General features: G+C 64.0%; 11 protein-coding genes and 1 pseudogene. 1 reads left to right on the top strand and 11 read right to left on the bottom strand.

Annotated features, from left to right (window positions below; all coding sequences use genetic code 11):
* Window positions 1-31: 31 nt before the first annotated feature.
* Together mscL and RLO07_RS01025 are read right to left on the bottom strand one after the other, a co-directional pair.
* A complete protein-coding gene (gene mscL / locus RLO07_RS01030; protein WP_462290271.1) occupies window positions 32-340 on the bottom strand; it encodes a large-conductance mechanosensitive channel protein MscL in 309 nt (102 codons plus the stop codon).
* A 52-nt stretch (window positions 341-392) separates the two neighbouring features.
* Window positions 393-440: pseudogene (locus tag RLO07_RS01025) on the bottom strand (large conductance mechanosensitive channel protein MscL); the annotation flags it as partial.
* A gap of 235 nt (window positions 441-675) precedes the next feature.
* On the opposite strand from RLO07_RS01025, the gene RLO07_RS01020 reads away from it, so the two are divergent.
* Window positions 676-2,190, top strand: a complete 1,515-nt coding sequence (locus tag RLO07_RS01020) for a succinylglutamate desuccinylase/aspartoacylase family protein (protein WP_462290270.1) — start codon at window positions 676-678, stop codon at window positions 2,188-2,190.
* Between the two features lie 9 nt (window positions 2,191-2,199).
* On the opposite strand, the gene RLO07_RS01015 is transcribed toward RLO07_RS01020, so the two are convergent.
* From RLO07_RS01015 to RLO07_RS00975, 9 genes are all read right to left on the bottom strand, one after another.
* On the bottom strand, window positions 2,200-3,429 hold the full coding sequence (locus RLO07_RS01015) for an MFS transporter (protein ID WP_462290269.1): 1,230 nt from the start codon (window positions 3,427-3,429) through the stop codon (window positions 2,200-2,202).
* A 30-nt stretch (window positions 3,430-3,459) separates the two neighbouring features.
* Window positions 3,460-4,758 carry an HlyD family type I secretion periplasmic adaptor subunit gene (locus RLO07_RS01010; RefSeq protein WP_462290268.1) on the bottom strand — a complete coding sequence of 433 codons (1,299 nt, stop codon included), beginning with the start codon at window positions 4,756-4,758 and terminating at the stop codon, window positions 3,460-3,462.
* The gene (locus tag RLO07_RS01005; protein ID WP_462290267.1) at window positions 4,755-6,488 is read right to left on the bottom strand and encodes a type I secretion system permease/ATPase; all 1,734 of its coding nucleotides are present in this window, start codon (window positions 6,486-6,488) and stop codon (window positions 4,755-4,757) included. The genes RLO07_RS01010 and RLO07_RS01005 overlap by 4 nt, the downstream gene beginning before the upstream one ends.
* A 46-nt stretch (window positions 6,489-6,534) precedes the next feature.
* Complete coding sequence (locus tag RLO07_RS01000) at window positions 6,535-8,433, bottom strand: calcium-binding protein (protein WP_462290266.1); 1,899 nt, start codon at window positions 8,431-8,433, stop codon at window positions 6,535-6,537.
* Between the two features lie 48 nt (window positions 8,434-8,481).
* On the bottom strand, window positions 8,482-11,034 hold the full coding sequence (locus tag RLO07_RS00995) for an autotransporter family protein (protein WP_462290265.1): 2,553 nt from the start codon (window positions 11,032-11,034) through the stop codon (window positions 8,482-8,484).
* 199 nt (window positions 11,035-11,233) lie between these two features.
* On the bottom strand, window positions 11,234-12,349 hold the full coding sequence (locus RLO07_RS00990; RefSeq protein WP_462290264.1) for a PilT/PilU family type 4a pilus ATPase: 1,116 nt from the start codon (window positions 12,347-12,349) through the stop codon (window positions 11,234-11,236).
* Between the two features lie 61 nt (window positions 12,350-12,410).
* Complete coding sequence (locus tag RLO07_RS00985) at window positions 12,411-14,471, bottom strand: SDR family oxidoreductase (protein ID WP_462290263.1); 2,061 nt, start codon at window positions 14,469-14,471, stop codon at window positions 12,411-12,413.
* A 101-nt stretch (window positions 14,472-14,572) separates the two neighbouring features.
* On the bottom strand, window positions 14,573-16,327 hold the full coding sequence (locus tag RLO07_RS00980) for a SulP family inorganic anion transporter (protein WP_462290262.1): 1,755 nt from the start codon (window positions 16,325-16,327) through the stop codon (window positions 14,573-14,575).
* Between the two features lie 4 nt (window positions 16,328-16,331).
* The gene (locus RLO07_RS00975) at window positions 16,332-18,005 is read right to left on the bottom strand and encodes a bifunctional protein tyrosine phosphatase family protein/NAD(P)/FAD-dependent oxidoreductase (protein WP_462290261.1); all 1,674 of its coding nucleotides are present in this window, start codon (window positions 18,003-18,005) and stop codon (window positions 16,332-16,334) included.
* Window positions 18,006-18,020: the final 15 nt, after the last annotated feature.

The following is an 18,020-nucleotide window of genomic DNA, read 5'->3' as shown; positions in this document are numbered from 1 at the left end:
CTGTGTCTACCGTCGCGGACGCCACAGGCAGTCAGGCTGCTTCCAGCTCTGAGGTGCAGTGACTGCAGCGAGTGGCCCTGATCGATATGTTGGAAAAACAGTAGGGGCATTCCTTCTCGCTGGGCGCCGCCGCCGGCGTCTCTTCCTCCCGTTTCAGGCGGTTGATGCCGCGAATCAGCAGAAAGACGGCGAAGGCAACGATCAGGAAACTGATCACGGCGTTGATAAACAGGCCGTAGCTGATGGTGACAGCGCCCGCGGACTGGGCACTGGCCAGGGTTGCATAGGGCCCCGCCTCTGTGCCCTGCTTCAGGGTAATGAACAGGTCGGAGAAATCCACGCCCCCCCAACACCAAGCCTATCGGCGGCATGATCACGTCGTTGACCAGGCTTTTTACTATGGTGCCAAAGGCGCCGCCAATAATGATGCCCACGGCCATGTCCACGACATTGCCGCGCATGGCGAATTCCTTGAATTCCTTGAACATTGCGACTTCCCCCGGGTTATTGTTGATGGCTGCAGCACTGGCTGCCAGGTACCCGACCCCATTGCCGCGACTGCATGACCCTAATTTTGCATTGCCGCGCCGGAAACACAAGCACATTGTCAATACCTGCCTTCGCGGGGCAGCAAATCTGCTAGACTGGCGGCCAGATTTGAACAGGAAGCCCGTTTTGCAGCGCCCCATTGACAGCAATCTCCGCATGGCCTCCACCACGGGACGGCTTGCAACCGCGGCGCTGTGGTCACTGTTGTTGTTCACGGGCCCGGTCCGGGCGCAGGTGGCCGAGGCCCCGGTCACGGAAGAGATCGGCAGTCTGCCTGACACTGTCGCCATCGGCGCGGAGGAACAGGCGCCGGAACCCTATCCGGAGTCGGCCATGGACACGGAATCCGGGGAAGCGGACGCAGAAGCAGCGGAGACAGAGACAGGCGCGACAGGCCGCGGCGAGCTGCCCAAGGCGCGCAACATGCCCCTGGACGAGCCGATCACTCCCGTCACCGTTGTCGAACCGGCGACGGCGGAAGAACCGGAGACCGGTCGCAACCTGGTTTTGCTCGGCACCGAAGTGCCGCCGAGGACATCAACCCGGCTCGCCTGGGCTCCCACGCAGTCCTTCGAGGGCATCTACATCGCCACCCCGGTACTGGTGGTCAACGGCGTGGAACCCGGTCCGACCCTGTGCCTCACAGCGGCCCTGCATGGCGACGAACTCAACGGCATCGAAACCGTGCGCCGGGTGCTGTACAACCTCGATCCGGGCAAGCTCAAGGGCGCCGTGATCGGCGTACCCATCGTCAACCTGCAGGGATTTCACTCCGGCTCACGCTACCTCAGTGATCGCCGCGACCTCAACCGCTTCTTCCCGGGAGATCCCAATGGCAGCTCTGCCTCGCGCCTGGCCTACTCCTTTTTCAATGAACTGGTAGCGCACTGCAGCGCGCTGGTGGACCTGCACACAGGATCCTTCTTTCGCACCAACCTGCCACAGCTGCGCGGCGACCTCAGCAATCCCAGGGTGGTGGACCTGACCAAGGGCTTCGGCTCCACGGTAGTGGTACACAGCGAGGGCACTTCGGGTACCCTGCGGCGCTCGGCTGTCGAAGCCGGCATTCCCGCCGTGACCCTGGAAGCAGGCGCGCCGTCGGTGCTCGATGAGGAAAGCGTCAGCCACAGTGTCAAGGGTATCCGCACGCTGCTCAACCACCTGGGCATGACCACCCGCTTCAGCCTCTGGGGCGACCCGGAGCCGGTCTACTACAATTCAGTCTGGCAGCGGGCGCCTGTGGGCGGCATCGTCTTCAGCCGCGTCACCCTGGGGCAATCCGTCAGGAAGGGCGACCTGCTGGGCACCGTTACCAACCCCATCACCAACGTCCGCACCCGCATCGTCTCCAGCTATGACGGCCGTATCATTGGCATGGCCCTGAACCAGGTGGTTCAGCCCGGTTTTGCCACGCACCACATTGGCATTGCCGCCCCCAGGGGCCAGCTCAGCCCGACCGGCGCCCCGCCCCCCGGGGACGTTGCTGCAGAGACAACGGCGGGCAGCGACGATGGCGACAACGGCTCCGGGGTAATCGCCGTTCCGACGCCATCGCCGACCGCCCCGGTCGCACCAGAGGACAGCCATGCACAGACGCTGGGGCAGACCGAAGAGGAAGATGAGGAACTCGAGGAAGATTAGGGTAGTGCATCACCCTGCTGGGCCCTTATAGCGCCCCGTGTGGCTACGAGTCACGATGCGCCCGCCCTCATCCACATCCAGCAGCAGGCGTCGACCCGCCAGCAGCGCCAGGGCAATCGCCAGTGCAACCACTGCTGTCAGGGCCACCCAGATGACTGTCAGCGGTGCCTGCAGCTGCAGCATGATGCCAACCCCGAGGGGCCCCAGTGCCGCCAGGCAGTAGCCTATCCCCTGAGTCATTCCCGACAGTTGGCCGGCCACCGCCGGCGTGGCGCTGCGCAGCACCAGCAGTGTCAGGGCCAGACTGAAACTGCCGCCCTGGCCCAGGCCCAGCGCCACCACGCCGGGCCAACGCAGCACTGGCGGCCCCTGCAGCAAGCAGTAGAAACCGATGCCGATCAGCAGCAGCAGGAACACCAGGGCCGGGCGCTGGTCACGCCCGAGTCGCGCCAGCCAGGGAGCGCCCAGGGCCGCGAACAACTGCACGAACACCGAGGCTCCGAGCAGCACACCGGCTTCGGCCTCACCCACGCCGCGGCGCTGCAGCAGCATCGGCAGCCAGCCAAATACGATGTAGGCCAGCGATGACTGGGAGCCCATCAGCAGGGTCACCTGCCAGGCCAAAGGCGAACGCAGCAGGCCGCGACCGGGCTTGACCTGCTGTCGGGCGACCCGGTCCGGGATCGGATGCGGGACGCCCAGGCGCCAACACGCCAGCGCCAGCAGGGCCAGCAGTGACCAGCTCGCCAGCGCCCGCTGCCAACTGCCCAGCCAGTCGGCGAGCGGTATGCTGAGGCCGGCGCCCAGGGCACCGCCGAGACACAGCGCCATGGTATAGACGCCGGTCATCAGGTCTGCCCCCCGCGGCAAGTCGCGCTTCACCAGTACCGGCAGCACCGTGCCGGCAATGCCAATGGCCGCGCCCACCATGGCGGTGCCGGCGAACAGGGGCCAGACACTGGCACTGGCCCGCAGCGCCAGTGCCACAACCAGCAACAACAGGGCCAGGGACAGGGTTCGTTCGATCCCGATGCGGCGCGACAGCCAGGGTGCCAGCGGCGCAAACAGCCCAAGGCACAGTACCGGCAGCGTGGTCAGGGCACCGATGGCGGCCGCCGACAACCCGGTTTCCGCCTGCACCCGGGCCAGCAGCGGGGCCAGGGACGACAGCGCCGGGCGCAGGTTCAGACCCACCAGCACCAGCAAAAGAATCAACCCGGGCCGCACTGGTGTCGTCATGTCACTGGGTTCTCCGCGGGTTTCACCAGCTTATTCCTCGAGGAAAGAACGGGCGATCACGTTGCTGGCCGGCTGCAGCAGGTACTGCAGCAGGGTGCGGCTGCCGGTATTGATCAGCACCTCGGCGGGCATGCCCGGCAGCAGGCGGACGTGGGGCATGCGCGCCAGGCTGGCGGGATCCACTTCCACTTGCGCCAGGTAGTAGGGGGCGCCGCTGGATTCCCGCAGCAGCCTGTCGGCGGAGATCGTGATGATGGTGCCCTCGGCGACCAGCGTGGTTGCCGACTTGAACGTACTGAAGCGGATCCGCGCGCGGTCTCCAGCCTGGATGCGGTCGATATCCAGCGGTGACACTTCCGCCTCAATCAACAGCTGCAGCTGCTCCGGCACGATATCCATCAGCGCGGTGCCCGGGCGCACCACGCCGCCGACCGTATGCACGGCAAGTCCGAGCACGACACCGCTGACCGGCGCCCGGATGATGCCCCGTGCAAGGCGGTCCTCCAGCGCGCGCAAACGCTCACCGAGGTCGTAGAGCCTGCCCTGCACAGTCTCCAGTTCATTCACGATCTCGGTGTGGCGATGGCGGTCGAGCTGGATAATCTGCAGCCGGGTCTCGCCGATGCGGATCTCGTTGCCGGCAATTCGCGACAGCGCCTCGGCGTTCTCACCCATCAGGCTGGCCCGCTCCCGCTCCAGTTCGGTCAGGCGCTGTTTGCCGGTGAAACCCTGCTCCTGCAGGCGCCGCAGGTCGCGAATCTCGGTCTCGAATGACTCCAGCAGGCGGGCGTTGCTGGCGCGCACGGCGCGAATGCCGTCGCTCTGGGAGCTGAGCTGCTCTATGCGCTGCTCCAGCACCTCGCGCTCGCCGGCAGTGGCCTCGCGGCGGGCGTTGAACACCGCGTTCTGGCCGGCGATGGCCGCGTCCACACGGGAGTCCTGCAAACCCGCAAACTCCACCGGATACACCACCGCATCCAGATTGTCCCGTTCCGCCAGCAGTCGCGCCTCCAGGGCCTGGAGACTGACATACTGGCCCCGCAGCTGGGAGCGCTCCGCTTGCAGTTGCGTGGTATCCAGCCGCACCAGCGGATCACCGGCCTGTACCGCGCTGCCCTCGGCCACCAGGATTTCCTCGACGATGCCGCCCTCCAGATGCTGCAGGGTCTTGCGGGCGTCCTTGACCGTGACCACGCCCGGAGCAAGCGCGGCACTCTGCAACGGCGCGAGACTGGCCCAGCCGCCAAAAACTCCGAAGGTGACAAAAACAACCAGCATGCCGATCAGGCGATAGCGACGGTCGGAACTGTCCGGAGGCGCAGTGCTCATGGCGCCGCTCCCGTCTCCGGAGCCTGGCGCTTTGCCTGCGCCTGCTTGCGCCCCGCCTCCATCTGCTGCAGCACCTCGGCCTTGGGCCCATAAACCAGGATGGCACCCTCGCGCAGCACCAGCAACTTGTCCACCGCCGCCAGGATGCTATTGCGATGGGAAATGACAACGATGGTAGCGCCGCGCCGCTTTTCTGCCTGCAGGGCGTTGATCAGCGCGCGCTCGCCCTCATCGTCCAGGTTGGAGTTGGGCTCATCCAGCACCAGCAGCTGGGGGCTGCCGTAGAGCGCGCGGGCCAGGGCCAGACGCTGGCGCTGGCCCGCCGAGAGAGCACTGCCGGCATCGCCGATGTCCATGTCATAGCCCAGCGGCAGGCGCAGGATGGCTTCATGCACACTGGCCAGCTTGGCCGCCGCCACTACCCGGGCCGGATCCACCTCGCCAAAACGGGCAATATTGGCGCTGACAGTACCCTCGAACAGTTCCACATCCTGGGGCAAGTACCCCACATGCGGGCCCAGTTCGGTCCGGTCCCAGCTGAATACCTCGGCTCCATCCAGCCGCATCTTGCCCGAGGTCGTGGGCCAGATCCCCAGCATGGCCCGAACCAGCGAGGTCTTGCCCGATGCGCTGGGGCCGATAATGGCGACGGCATCGCCGCGATCGATGCGGAAAGTGGCGTTGCGTACCACCATCACCCGCTTGCCGGGCGGGGCAATGGAGACATTCTCCGCCGTGATAACCCCTTCGGGCGCGGGCAGCGACATGCGTTCACGGCGCGGTGGAATACGCGCCAGCGCCGCCTGCAGGCGCCGGTACTGCAAACGCGCCTGCACCCACTGGCGCCAGCCGCCGATCAGCATGTCAACCGGGGCCAACGCGCGCCCGAGCAGGATAGAGCCCGCGATCATCACTCCGGGGGTGATACGCTGTTCAATTACCAGCCAGGCACCCAGGCCCAGCACCAGCGACTGAACCGCCAGGCGGAAGACCCTGGATATTGACCCCAGCACGGCACTGCGCCCGCCCGCCCGGCCGTGGGCCGAGAGCAGGTGGTAATGGCGCCGCTGCCAGTGGCGGCGGATATCATCCAGCATACCCATGGACTCCACCACTTCGGCATTGCGCAGATTCCTCGCGACAAAGGCAGTGCTGTCTGTGGTCGCGTCGCTGATCTCCTGCAGCGGCTGCCGACTGAGGCGGGCATTGAGCAGCGCCAGAATGATCAACACCGCGGCGGACACCAGCCCCGCCAACCCGAACAGGGGGTGCAGCAGATACATGACGAACAGGTATACCGGCAACCAGGGAACATCGAACAGGGCATTGGGAGCCGGGCTGGCCAGATACTGGCGCAGGCCCGCCAGGTCCGACAGCGACTCGCCCTGGGCGGACCGGCCACCGGAGTACAGGGCCTCCCGGAAGGAGACATCAAACACCCGGTCATCCAGGGCCAGTTCCAGCCGCAACCCCAGTCGCAGCAGAATCTGGGAGCGCACCCATTCCAGCGCGCCGATGGTAGCAAACAGAAGCAGCACCACCAGGGTCAGCATCACCAGGGTTGGCACACTGGCGCTGGTAATCACCCGGTCGTACACCTGCAGCATGTAGATGGCGGGGGCCAACAACAACAGGTTGATACACAGGCTGAACAGGCCCAACACCAACAGGGAGGGTCGAAAGCTTGCCAGCGCCTGGTAAAGCTCGGAGCGTGGGCGGGAGGCACTCACATCAGGTGAGCGCCAGATTCGGCTCTGCCCGGACATGGAACATCAGTTACCCCAGATACTCATCATTCAACCAGAAATCGTACTGACCCTCGTCAAAGATGAAGATGCCGGTGCCACCGCCTGCCGCGAGCGGATTGTACAGGTCAGTGACATCGTCGAGACCGGGGCTGCCGTCAAATCCAAGCCGCACAAAAAAGGCCATATCGGTGTCCAGGTCAAAACCGCCGTTGCGATCGGCATCGATATAGGTAATGAACTCCTCGCCCTCAGTATTTGTATACTCTACGTGCATGGCGCGGTACACCGGGTTGTCGGGGTCGCTGCCGTCCAGGAAGAAATCGCTGGTGTCTTCCTGGGATCCATCCAGCAGCAAACGGTCCAGAAGATAGTCAAAGTCCGCGTTGGTGAAGAGGATATCCTCAACGGCGACCTCGGTCCCCGCGACGGTCGTGAAGCCGCCCTGGGCATCGACGATCTCGCGGCTATCAGTGCCGCCCGCCCCTACCGCAAAGTCGGTGAGTCCCAGAGCGGTGAGATCGAATTTGTCCTGACCACCGATCGGCCCCTCGGGTGGATCGGGGGTGAAGTTCACGGGCTGGATTCTGAGCCCTTCGAATACATCGTAACTCGCACCCTGGGACTGGTCGGCCGAGCGATACACAAGCTCAAAGGCGCCGTCAAAGGACTGCTCCTGGCTGGGGTTGAAAACTGTTTGATCGAGGTATTGCCGGTCCACGATGAGCGCGGTCGACTGCTCCACCATGTAGATGGTGCTGGCCAGGCCCATGTCACCAAGGACATCCTCGACAGTGAAGGAGTCAAATTGCGAGATGAAGTTGATGGAGAAACTCAACAGCGACTCCCCGAGATTGCCCGTCTGCTGCCCTACGTTCAGGATCAGGGAGCCCGACTGCGGGTCCAGCATGACATCGTCCAGCGCCAGAGCCATCAGGTCCTGGGTCGGGTCGAAATCCATCAGTCGATTGCTACCCGACTCACCATCAGAGACGTTGAATCCAGTATTAACAGTGGATCCGCCACCTTCCAGGGTGACGGAAATATCGTAGCCGTTGGCAAATACAAACCGGTCACCGTTGGTACCGCCCGTCAGTTCATGGTTGCCGCTGCTGCCGAAAAGGATGTCGTTCCCGGCCCCAGCATCCAGCGTACTGGTACCAAAGTTGAAGCTCTCACCCCCGAACAGGATGTCATTGCCTGCGCCGCCCAGCAGGATGTCGTCACCAAAGCCACCAAACAACAGGTCACGGCCAGATCCGCCGGTTACCGCAGCGTTGTCGGAGCCACCGAAGAAGGCATTGTTGCCTTCACCCAGGAGATAGGTATTGCTGCCGAAGTAGGACACTTCAAGCCCGGAAGTACCGTAGATGACGGTGTCGCCGTCATTCCCTGTTATCTGATAGCCAGAGAAAGGGGGGCTTGCGTCGGTATCACCGGGGGCCACCGATTGGAGACGAATCTCCAGCGGCCCTGTCCCCAGCGCTGAAAAATCAAACGCAAGCAGCGTATCGTCGAAGGTCAGGGAGCGTTCAAATGCATCATCAATGATGCCGTCAAAAATAGTGAAGGAAGGGGTGAACTGCGTAACATCGGCAATAGTCTGCGGCGTCAACGCCAGGGTTTCAAAGCCGGTGAACGACAGCGGGTCTCCAAGCTGAAAACTGGCAAAAAAGGCGTCGAAACCGCCGACGGTGATGCGGCTTCCGCTCAGGCCCAGCCCCGTCGCGATGAGCCCGTCCGCACCCAACTGGGGATCAAAACTTGGCAAGCCCTCCACAGTGACGCTGGAGACGTCCAGGCTGTCGAACTGGTAGTTCTGGCCCAGCAGTGCAGTCAGGGACGCCGACAGCGCCGCCAGATCCAGATTCTCGGTGATGCTAAGACCTACCGAGCCAAAGGCGGAATCAGAAAGCTTTAACGATGCCATATACCTGCCCTGTCAATCCTGTTGTTGGTTGGGTCGCCGCTAACCGCGTCAGAACGCCATTTCCCAGCGCATCCCGAGCGAAATGATCTCGCCGCTCAGGTTCTCATAGCTGCCCAGCGCCTGGTACGAGACAAAGGCACTGACACCGAAGGCGAATTGTGCCGCCACGCCGGCGCCATAGATCAGGTAACTGCTGTCCGGGTCATCGACGTCAATGAGCAGCGACTCTTCGCCAGCCGCCCCGGCAAAGGGATCGTTGGCAAAGCGGTAGCGCACGCCGTCGGCGCTGTCTTCGAATTCACTGGTGTACTCCAGACGCACATAGGGCGTCACCACCCCCCAGGACGGCAGGAACGTATAGCTGAGCTGGCCGCTGGCGGTCAGGCTCATGGACTCGAAACCCTGCTTGTCGACGATAAGATCGAGACCGCCGGCGCCGGTTTCAGTGAAGCCGTCGAATTCCCCGTCCAGATAGAAGAACCGCACCAGGGGGTCAAACTTGATGCCACTGAAGTCCAGCGAATGGCCCACGTTCAGGCTGATGTAATACTCGTTGCCATCAGTGGACGCCTGCGCACGGCGGCTGACGCTGCCGCCGAAATCCTGGTAGACAATATTGCGCTCGGTCTCAACGTCTGACCAACCGTAGCTGACCACCCCGTCAATGTAGCTGGCGCCGCGATAGACACTCCCATAGAAGGCCAGCGCGTAATTGTCGGTATCGGTGGTGGCCGCGTTGTCTTCGAATTCAACCTCGGTCTTTCCCACCGACAGCGAGGTTCCAACGAAGAGATTGTCGCTGATGCGATAATCGAGGCCGCCGGTCAGGGTCTGGGCGTCAAAGTCGAAACCGGATTCCAGGGCGGTGCGATCCTGGTCGCCAAAACTGAGATCACCGCGGACCCAGAGACCGGCGCGACTGCCGGCGAGCAGCTCGCCCCCGCCCGTCTCCACATCCGCGTCACCGCTTGCGCCCATGCCCAGGGCCCTACGAGACTCGTCGAGGAGTACATCAAGCTGCTCCCCGGAGACCACGGTATCGCCGTACTTCAGGTTCAAGCCCGCCAGGCTCAGGCCCTTGGAACCGCCCTCGCGGACCCGCGCCATGCGCGCGCCAATATTGCGGAAACGGGAGAAAGAGAGCACCCGCACGGACTTGCCCATGGCCGCCAGCTCTTCCGGCGTCAGCGCGCGCAGCGCCTCCAGGGCCTGCTTCGCCGTGGTCCCCTGCTTGCGCAGATTGGTACAGAGAGTGAGCAGATCCTCCTGGTCGGCACTGTCCGGCTGCAAACGGGTACAAATGCTGTCGATACGGCGCGACATGCGCAGCTCGTTGCGCGAGGCGTTGGCCAATACACTGGTGCCGTCCTCGTCCTCTTTGCCAGTCACACCTTCCTCACCGGCCTCATCGCCGTCGACACTGAAGACCACCGTCGCCACATTGGAATCGCGCCCAGCCAGGTCCCGCAACAGGTAGGTAAAGGAGTCGGTGCCGGTAAACCCGGCGAAGGGTCGATAATCGTAGCTGCCATCCGCGTTCAGCTGCAACTCGCCGCCGACGGGATCGGTGACCTTGACCACGGTCAGGTCACCGGCGTTGAAAAAGAGATCGTTGTCCAGCACATTGCCGGCACTGAAGTCAGCGGCGAAGTCATCGTCCACCGCGACCGGTGGCGCGGAGGCGTCCAGGCTGATCACGAACCTGACCGTGGCCACGCTGCTCAGGGCCCGGCCATCGGAGGCGCGATAGGTAAAGGTCACCTGGCCGACGAAGCCCGGGGCCGGCGCGTAGCTGAAGCTGCCGTTGGCGTTGAGGCTCAGGCTACCGTTGGCGGGCCCCTGCTCGAGTACCGCACTGAGAGTATCACCATCGGGATCCGAGTCATTGGCCAGGACACTGGCATCGGCAAAGCCGGTACCGAAATCATCGTCCACGGCAACCGGGCTGTTGTTGACCGGTTCCGGCACCACCAGGGTGACGGTGGCCACATTGCTCAGCACCTCAAAGTCACCGGCCCGGTAACTGAAGCTGTCGGTGCCGAAGAAACCCTCGTTGGGCACGTAGGCAAAGCTGCCATTCTGGTTCAGGGTCAGGCTGCCGTTCTGGGGCCCCGACACCAGGCTGGCGGTGATCGGATCGCCGTCGGCGTCGAAATCGTTGGCCAGCACATTGCGGCCGGCATAGTCACTGCCGAAATTGTCATTCACTGCAACCGGCGCGGCATTGGTGGCCGGGACCACTACCGGACCACAGCTTGGGTCGACAGTGTTGTAATAGGTGTTGGTGACACTGATGATCGGCAGGCCAACTATATTGTCGTTGGCGTCGAACAGCGCCAGGCGCACATCCTGGTTGAGAGTCGCAGTGTCATCGTAGACATAGACCAGGCAGGCGTTCTGGCCACTGAACCCGACCACCAGCGCGGCCGGATCTCCCGGAGCCACATTATCCGCTCCCAGCACCTCGACCCGGACGATAGCCGGATCCGACAGAGCCAGGGCCTGGTCGCGACCCACGGCAACAGTGGCGGCATTGACTGCCGCCGAAATCACACTCAGCAGGATTGTGGCAACAATCCCGGCCCAACGGCGACTATCCATGCTCGAAACTCCCCCGCAGCCTTCTGCCGATCTCCTTCTCCGGAGATTCTGGGCAAACTGTGCTTTTGTTGGTATGCCCTCGCCCGGGTATTACCCTTTCGAGCCGGACAGCGACGACGCACAAGTATCGTGTCTGACCTGCCGCCCGTCAACGCGGAATTCGCAAACGGGCGAATCCCCTGCTGGATGCGCCGTCGCGCTAGATCTTCTCCAGCTGCATGTCGTCCATGTCACCGTCGTTGCCGCTTCTGTTGACCCGGATATGCAGGGACACATTGTTGCGCGAGTCGGCGAACTCCACCGCCACGTCGGCACTGATGGTGCCGGCCTCGTAGAGCGCAATCAGTGACTGGTCGAAGGTGTGCATGCCGTAACTGTGCCCGGCCTTGATGGCCTCGTGGATGTCTCCGAACTCATGACGCTCTATCAGGTCCTTGACCCGCGGGGTGTTGATCAGCACTTCCGTGGCAGCGGTCTTTTTTCCATCCACGGTCGGTACCAGCCGTTGGCAGATAACCGCCCGCAAGTTGTCGGCAATGCGTGGCAGTTCCTGGTTGTAGTTCTCTATGGCAAAAAAACTGATCATGCGCTCGATCGCCGAGACCGAGTTGTTCGAGTGCAGGGTGCTCAGGCACAGGTGCCCGGTGTTGGCAAACTTGAGCGCGTACTCCATGCTCTCGGTGTCGCGAATCTCCCCCACCAGAATCACGTTCGGGGCCTCGCGCATTGCCGAGCGCATGCCGGTGCTGAAGGATTCGGTATCCACACCGATCTCGCGCTGCGCCACCACCGACTTCTTGTGCTTGTGCAGATACTCGATCGGCTCTTCCAGCGTCAGGATGTGTCCCGCCGCGTTGCTGTTGCGATGGTCCACCATCGCCGCCAGGGTAGTGGACTTGCCGCTGCCGGTGGCCCCGACCACCAGCACCAGCCCGTTTTTCTGCATTACCAGGTCCTGCAGGACCTTCGGCAGGGACAGGCTTTCAATGGTGGGGATCTCACTGTGCACGTAGCGGAACACCAGGGACACTTCACCGCGCTGGCGAAAGGCATTGGCGCGGAAGCGGCCCACCTTCTGGATGCTGACGCCGAAGTCCACCTCTCCGTGCTCCTCGAAATCCCTGATCTTGACGTCCGTGGCCAGGGACCGGAATATCCGTTCCACGTGTCCCGGCTCCAGCTCATCGCCCATCCAGGCGAAACCGCCGGGACCCTTGAACAGGATCTTCGCGCCCGTGTGCAGGTACATGTCCTCACCGCCCTTGGTCACCATGACCGACAGGTAGGGCGCTATTTCGAGATCGGTTACTGCCATCAGTCACTTCTCCTGGAGGCGTGTGTTCGCATGCGGCGTGCGGCGCCGAGTGGCTACTGTATCACCAGTGGCCGCCGCGCATGACCTGGGAAAAGAGCTTGCGCGCCAGGGCCAGGCGCGATGAAGGCAGATCCGCCAGCTCCGCGGTGGCCTCTTCTTCGCTCAGCCCCCGGGCCGCCGGTGAGTCGGGAAACAGTTCGTAGGCCTGGCTCAGAAAGGCCTCGGTGAAACCCGGCATGGTCGCCTGGGCCAGGGCCCCGGCCACACCCAGCGATGTCGACACCTTCTTGGTCCGGGTCACGATGGCCCGCATCACCAGGTCCCTCGCCTGCTCTGGAGAGAGGGTGGGGAAGGCCCTGTAGAGCCCGGTGGGCGCGATCATGGGCGTGCGTACCAGCGGCATGTGGATAGTGGTGAACTCGATATTGCAGTGCCGGTACTCCGGCGCCGCGCACAGGCTGAACGCGTCCAGTGCCGCCTTGGAGGCCACATAGGCGGAGAAGCGCGGCGGGCTGGTGAGTACACCAATCGAGGAGATGTTGATGATCTGCCCCTCCTGACGCGCCTCCATGCCGGGCAGGAAGCCCGTAATCAACCTCAGTGCGCCAAAATAGTTGAGCTGCATGGTGCGCTCGAAGTCGTGAAAGCGATCATAGCTGTAGCGCACCGAGCGGCGGATGGAGCGGCCGGCGTTGTTGATCAGGATATCCGCACCGCCGAGATCGGCGCTGACATCGCGCACCAGGCGGTCACAGGCCGCGAGATCGGCGACGTCACAGGCATAGGCCCTGGCCGTTCCACCTGCCGCGGCGATCTCCGCCAGGGTGCTGTCCAGCTTTGCCACCGTGCGCGCCACCAGGACCACCTGGGCATCGGCCCGCGCCAGCCGCAGGGCGCACTCGCGGCCTATGCCCGAAGTGGCTCCGGTGACCACGACAACCTTGCCGCGCACGCGCCGCCGCAGGGCCGCCAGGGTGGGACGGCCGACCAGTCGATCGAACAGGCTGTCGACCTCCGCCACCACGGACGCCGAGTCCTTGCGCAGGAAATGCTGCCAGTAGTCCCAGATCGGCTGGGCGTACTCTTCGAAGGGCGGGCAGATGATGCCCGCGGGTTCCAGCAGGGCGCGGGTGCGGCTGGAATCAAACCGCGTCGGATAGTTGATGTAGGCAACCACCTGGGGCGGTATGCCCATACGTTGCAGCAGTCGCTCTCCCAGCTTTTTCACCGGTTGCATGCGGCCAATGCCCTTGCCCGCCAGGCGCGTCGCGGCATCCACCAGGGAGGCGTTGACCGCGTGCAGGCGGGGGCCGTGGGAGACACGCATCAGCGTCTTGAGCACATCGCCCACCCGAATCCCGTCCGGATCGGTGAGAAAGAAACACTCGCGATCGTGACCGGGCAGGTGGGCCAGATGGTCCATGGCCTTGACCACGTAATCCACCGGCACGATATTGAGCAGGCCGGCCTTGTTCATCAGCAGCGGAAAGCCTTCCGGCACGACGCTGCTCAGGTTGTGCAGGGTCTCGAAGAAATAGTAGGGGCCGTCGACCTTGTCCATCTCGCCGGTGCGCGAGTGGCCGACAACCATGCCGGGGCGGTAGATGCGCCACTTCAGGCGCTTTTCCGCGCGCACGATACCCTCGGACTCGTGCTTGGTCTGGAAGTAGGGATGATCCAGCGCCCCCGCTTCCTCGAACATGTCCTCGGTAAAGGTGCCCTCGTAGAGTCCGGCCGCCGCGATCGAACTGACCTGGTGGAAGCAGCCGGCCTTCAGCGACTTCGCCAGCGCCACCGCCTGCCGGGTTCCCTCGACGTTGCTGGTTCGCTGACTGGCGGCACTGGCCTTCATGTCATAGATGGCAGCGAGGTGGAAGAAATGATCGATCTTGCCCGCATGCTGACGCACCCACGCGGGTTTCACCCCGAGTTTGGGCAGGCCGAGATCACCCTCCACCGCGACCACCTGTTGCCGGGTCGCCCCCCAGAGTTCCCGGAGCCCATCCACCTTGGCCACGGAGCCGGGGCGCACCAGCAGGTAGACGCGCCCGCCCCGATCCAGCAGCCGGGGCACCAGGAAGCGGCCGATAAACCCGGTACCGCCGGTAACGAAGTAGTTCATGTTGTTATCTCCGCTGACTCAGTACCGGTCCACATTACTGGCAAAGAGCCCGCTTGTCACCGCCGCCAGGGCGACAGGCGACGCACATCGCGGCCCGGGTGTCAGATGACCCAGTTGTGTGGCTGGTCCCTGTGGGTCTCGTCCTCCACCGCCATCACGTGCTGGAACGCGTGGTGCTGGGACAGGAATACCTTGCCGGACAATTCCTCGAGGAAATGGGTGTGGCGCAGCACGTCCATCACCGGCCCTTTCACCTCCGACAGGTGCAGGGTGATGTTGCGGTCCCGCAACTGGCGGTTGATGGATTCCAGGGCTTCCAGCGCACTCAGGTCAATCTCGTTGACCGCGGTGCACATGAGGATCACGTGGCGCGCTTCCGGCCGCTCCTCCAGCAGGGTGTAGAGACGCGATTCGACAAAGCTGGCATTGGCGAAGTACAGGCTTTCATCGATGCGCAGGGAGAGGATATCGCTGCGGGTAATCACCTCGTGGCGGTCGACATTGCGGTAGTGCTCGGTACCCGGCACCTCACCCACCACCGCCATGTGCGGCCGCGAGGTCTTGTACAGGTGCAGCGCCAGCGACGCCAGCACACCGCAGGCCACCCCGGTCTCCACCCCGAGCCCCAGAGTGACAAAGATGGTGATCGCGACCGCCACGAAATCCGAGACACCGTAGTCCCAGGTGCGCTTGAGAATGGAAAAGTCCACCAGCGACAGCACCGCGACGATAATGGTTGCGGCCAGGGTGGCATTGGGCAGGTAGGCAAGGTACGGGGTAAAGAACACGGCTGACAGGGCTATCCCCAGCGCAGTCAGGATGCCGGACGCCGGAGTGGCGGCACCGGCATCAAAATTGACGATGGAGCGGGCAAAACCGCCAGTGACCGGGTAGCCGCCGGAGAAGGCCGCGGCCATGTTGGAGGCGCCGAGACCGATCAGTTCCTGGTCCGGCACGATGCGCTGGCGGCGCCGGGCGGCCAGCGTATGCCCCACCGACACTGACTCGACAAAGCCGATGATGGAAATCAGCAGCGCCGATACCAGCAGCTCGCGCCAGGCCGGATGCACCAGCACCGGCAGGGTAAATTCCGGCAGGCCGGCGGGGATATGCCCCACCAGCGACACGCCCCGGGCGCCGAGGTCAAGATAATAAGCCGCGACGCTGGTGCCGATCACCGCAAACACCGGCCCGGTGCGGGTCAGCATGCCGGCCCAGTAGTCCGACATGCCCAGCCGCACCAGCACCGGTTTCAGGCCACTGCGCACCCAGAGCAGGAACAGCAGCGTCGCCCCCCCCGTGACCAGGGTGGGCAGGTGGGCAGTGGCAACGGTGCCGGCAAGGCTGGTCACCAGCTGCAGCAGGTTGTCCCCGTGTGCCTCGATACCGAGGATATGGCGCACCTGGCTGATCGCGATGATCACGCCGGAGGCGGTGATAAAGCCGGCGATCACGGGGTGCGAAAGAAAGCTGGCGAGAAAGCCCAGGCGGAAAAAGCCGAACAACAGCAGCATGCCCCCGGACATCAGGGACAGCAGGATCGCCGCTTCGATATAGGCGCCGGAACCCGCCTCGGCGATCTGCGCCACGGCCGAGGCCGTCATCAGCGACACCACGGCCACCGGACCCACCGACAGCGTGGTGCTGGTGCCGAACAGGGCGTAGGCCACCAGCGGCAGCATGCTGGCGTACAGCCCCATCTCCGGCGGCAACCCCGCCAGCATGGCGTAGGCCAGGGACTGGGGGATCAGCATCACGGTAACGATCAGTGCCGCGAGGCCATCGTCCATGAGCGCGCCGCGGTTGTAGCGACGACCCCAGTCCAGTATCGGCAGGTAGCGCCTCAGCGTGTGCAAATACTCAATCCTCGCCAATTACCGGGCTTGCCAGCCACTCCTTGCCCCGCAACATCGCTTTCCAGTAGATCGGTGGCAGCATCCGCTCCTTCAGAAACCACGCCGCGCGACTGGGACGGGTACCGTCTATCAGCCAGCGCGGCATGCTCGGCAACAGCTTACCACCGTAGCCAAACTCTGCGAGTACGATTTTGCCCCGCTCTACGGTCAACGGGCAGGAGCCGTAGCCGTTGTAGTGAGCCACTCCCCGCACCCGGCCCATGTCGGCCAGCAGGTTGTTGGCCACCACCGGGGCCTGCATCCGCGCCGCCGCGGCGGTCTTCGCATTGGGCGCGTTCATGACATCACCCAGGGCCCAGATATTCTCGAAGCGCTTGTGGCGCAGGGTGGTCTGGTCCACGTCCACCCAACCGTTGTCGTCTGCCAACGGACTGGCGCGGATGAAATCGGGCGCTGTCTGCGGCGGCACTACATGCAGCAGGTCGAAGTAACGGGAGACACGCTCCACCTTGTCGTCGGCATCCGTGTGCTCGAACCAGGCGGTGCGCTGGTCGCCGTCCACCCGGACCAGACGCTGGTTGAAATTGAGTTGCGCGCCGTAGGCCTCGACATACTCCATCAGTGCCGGCACATAGTCCTGCACCCCGAACAACACCGCGCCAGCGTTGTAGAACTCGATTTCGATACTGTCCAGGCATTTTTCCCGGCGCCAGTGATCAGCGGACAGGTACATCGCCTTCTGCGGAGCGCCGGCACACTTGATCGGCATGGGGGGCTGGGTGAACAGCGCCCGGCCACCGCGCAGATTGCGCACCAGCTGCCAGGTATAGGGGGCGAGATCAAAGCGGTAGTTGGAGGTCACGCCATTGCGCCCCAGAGTCTCGGTCAAGCCCTCGACCCCATCCCAGTTCAACTTCAGCCCGGCGGCCACCACCAGCCGGCGATAGCGCAGAATGCGACAGCCCTCCAGGATCACCGAGTGCCGGCCGGGATCAAACGCGGCCACCGCGGCCTTGACCCAGTCGACGCCCTTGGGGATCAGCGAGGCCATCGTCTTCGCGGTCTGCGCCGGCTTGAAAATCCCCGCGCCAACAAAGGTCCAGCCGGGCTGGTAGTAGTGGATATCCGCCGGGTCAACGATGGCGACGCTCAGGTTCCTGTCGCGGGCCAACAGGCTGGACGCCACCGCGATACCACCGGCACCGCCGCCCACGACCACCACATCGTATTCCGCCAGCACCATGCCGCCGTCCTTGACCCCGGTGCCGGCGATACGCGCGGCTACCCCGCTCATGTCGTAGCCGGCCTCGTGGGCGCGGCGGACAATCTCCGCCAGCCCCGGACCCGATGCATTGCGCGACAGGGCCCAGAGGGTAGTCGAGCGCATGCCGGTGCGGCAGTAGGCGTGCACGGGCCCGGTGACCGCCGCCAGCAGACGGCCGAATTCCGCGGCCTCTTCATCGCGCACATTGCCCGCGGTCACCGGCAGGTAGTGCGCCTCGATACCCACGGCCTCGGCAGCGCGCTTGATCTCGGCAAACGCGGGCTGGTCCGGGCCCTCGCCATCGGGCCGGTTGCAGATGACATGCCGAACCCCCCGGGCGGCGAGTGCCGGCATGTCGTCGCTGCCAATCTGGCCGGATACTGTCAGGCCGTCGTCCAAATCTCTTGTCTGCATGTGATTTCCCTTGCT

The sequence above is a fragment of the Haliea sp. genome (assembly GCF_040221975.1).
Classification (GTDB): domain Bacteria; phylum Pseudomonadota; class Gammaproteobacteria; order Pseudomonadales; family Halieaceae; genus Haliea.
The sequence above is the reverse complement of the archived record's forward strand: the minus strand, read 5'-3'. Positions and strand labels throughout refer to the sequence as shown.

Excerpts from the sequence above, each read along its gene's own strand:
- RLO07_RS01015 (WP_462290269.1), bottom strand. The coding sequence starts at position 3,429 with ATGACGACACCAGTGCGGCCCGGGTTGATTCTTTTGCTGGTGCTGGTG.
- RLO07_RS01010 (WP_462290268.1), bottom strand. The coding sequence starts at position 4,758 with ATGAGCACTGCGCCTCCGGACAGTTCCGACCGTCGCTATCGCCTGATC.
- RLO07_RS01000 (WP_462290266.1), bottom strand. The coding sequence starts at position 8,433 with ATGGCATCGTTAAAGCTTTCTGATTCCGCCTTTGGCTCGGTAGGTCTT.
- RLO07_RS00995 (WP_462290265.1), bottom strand. The coding sequence starts at position 11,034 with ATGGATAGTCGCCGTTGGGCCGGGATTGTTGCCACAATCCTGCTGAGT.
- RLO07_RS00990 (WP_462290264.1), bottom strand. The coding sequence starts at position 12,349 with ATGGCAGTAACCGATCTCGAAATAGCGCCCTACCTGTCGGTCATGGTG.
- RLO07_RS00985 (WP_462290263.1), bottom strand. The coding sequence starts at position 14,471 with ATGAACTACTTCGTTACCGGCGGTACCGGGTTTATCGGCCGCTTCCTG.
- RLO07_RS00975 (WP_462290261.1), bottom strand. The coding sequence starts at position 18,005 with ATGCAGACAAGAGATTTGGACGACGGCCTGACAGTATCCGGCCAGATT.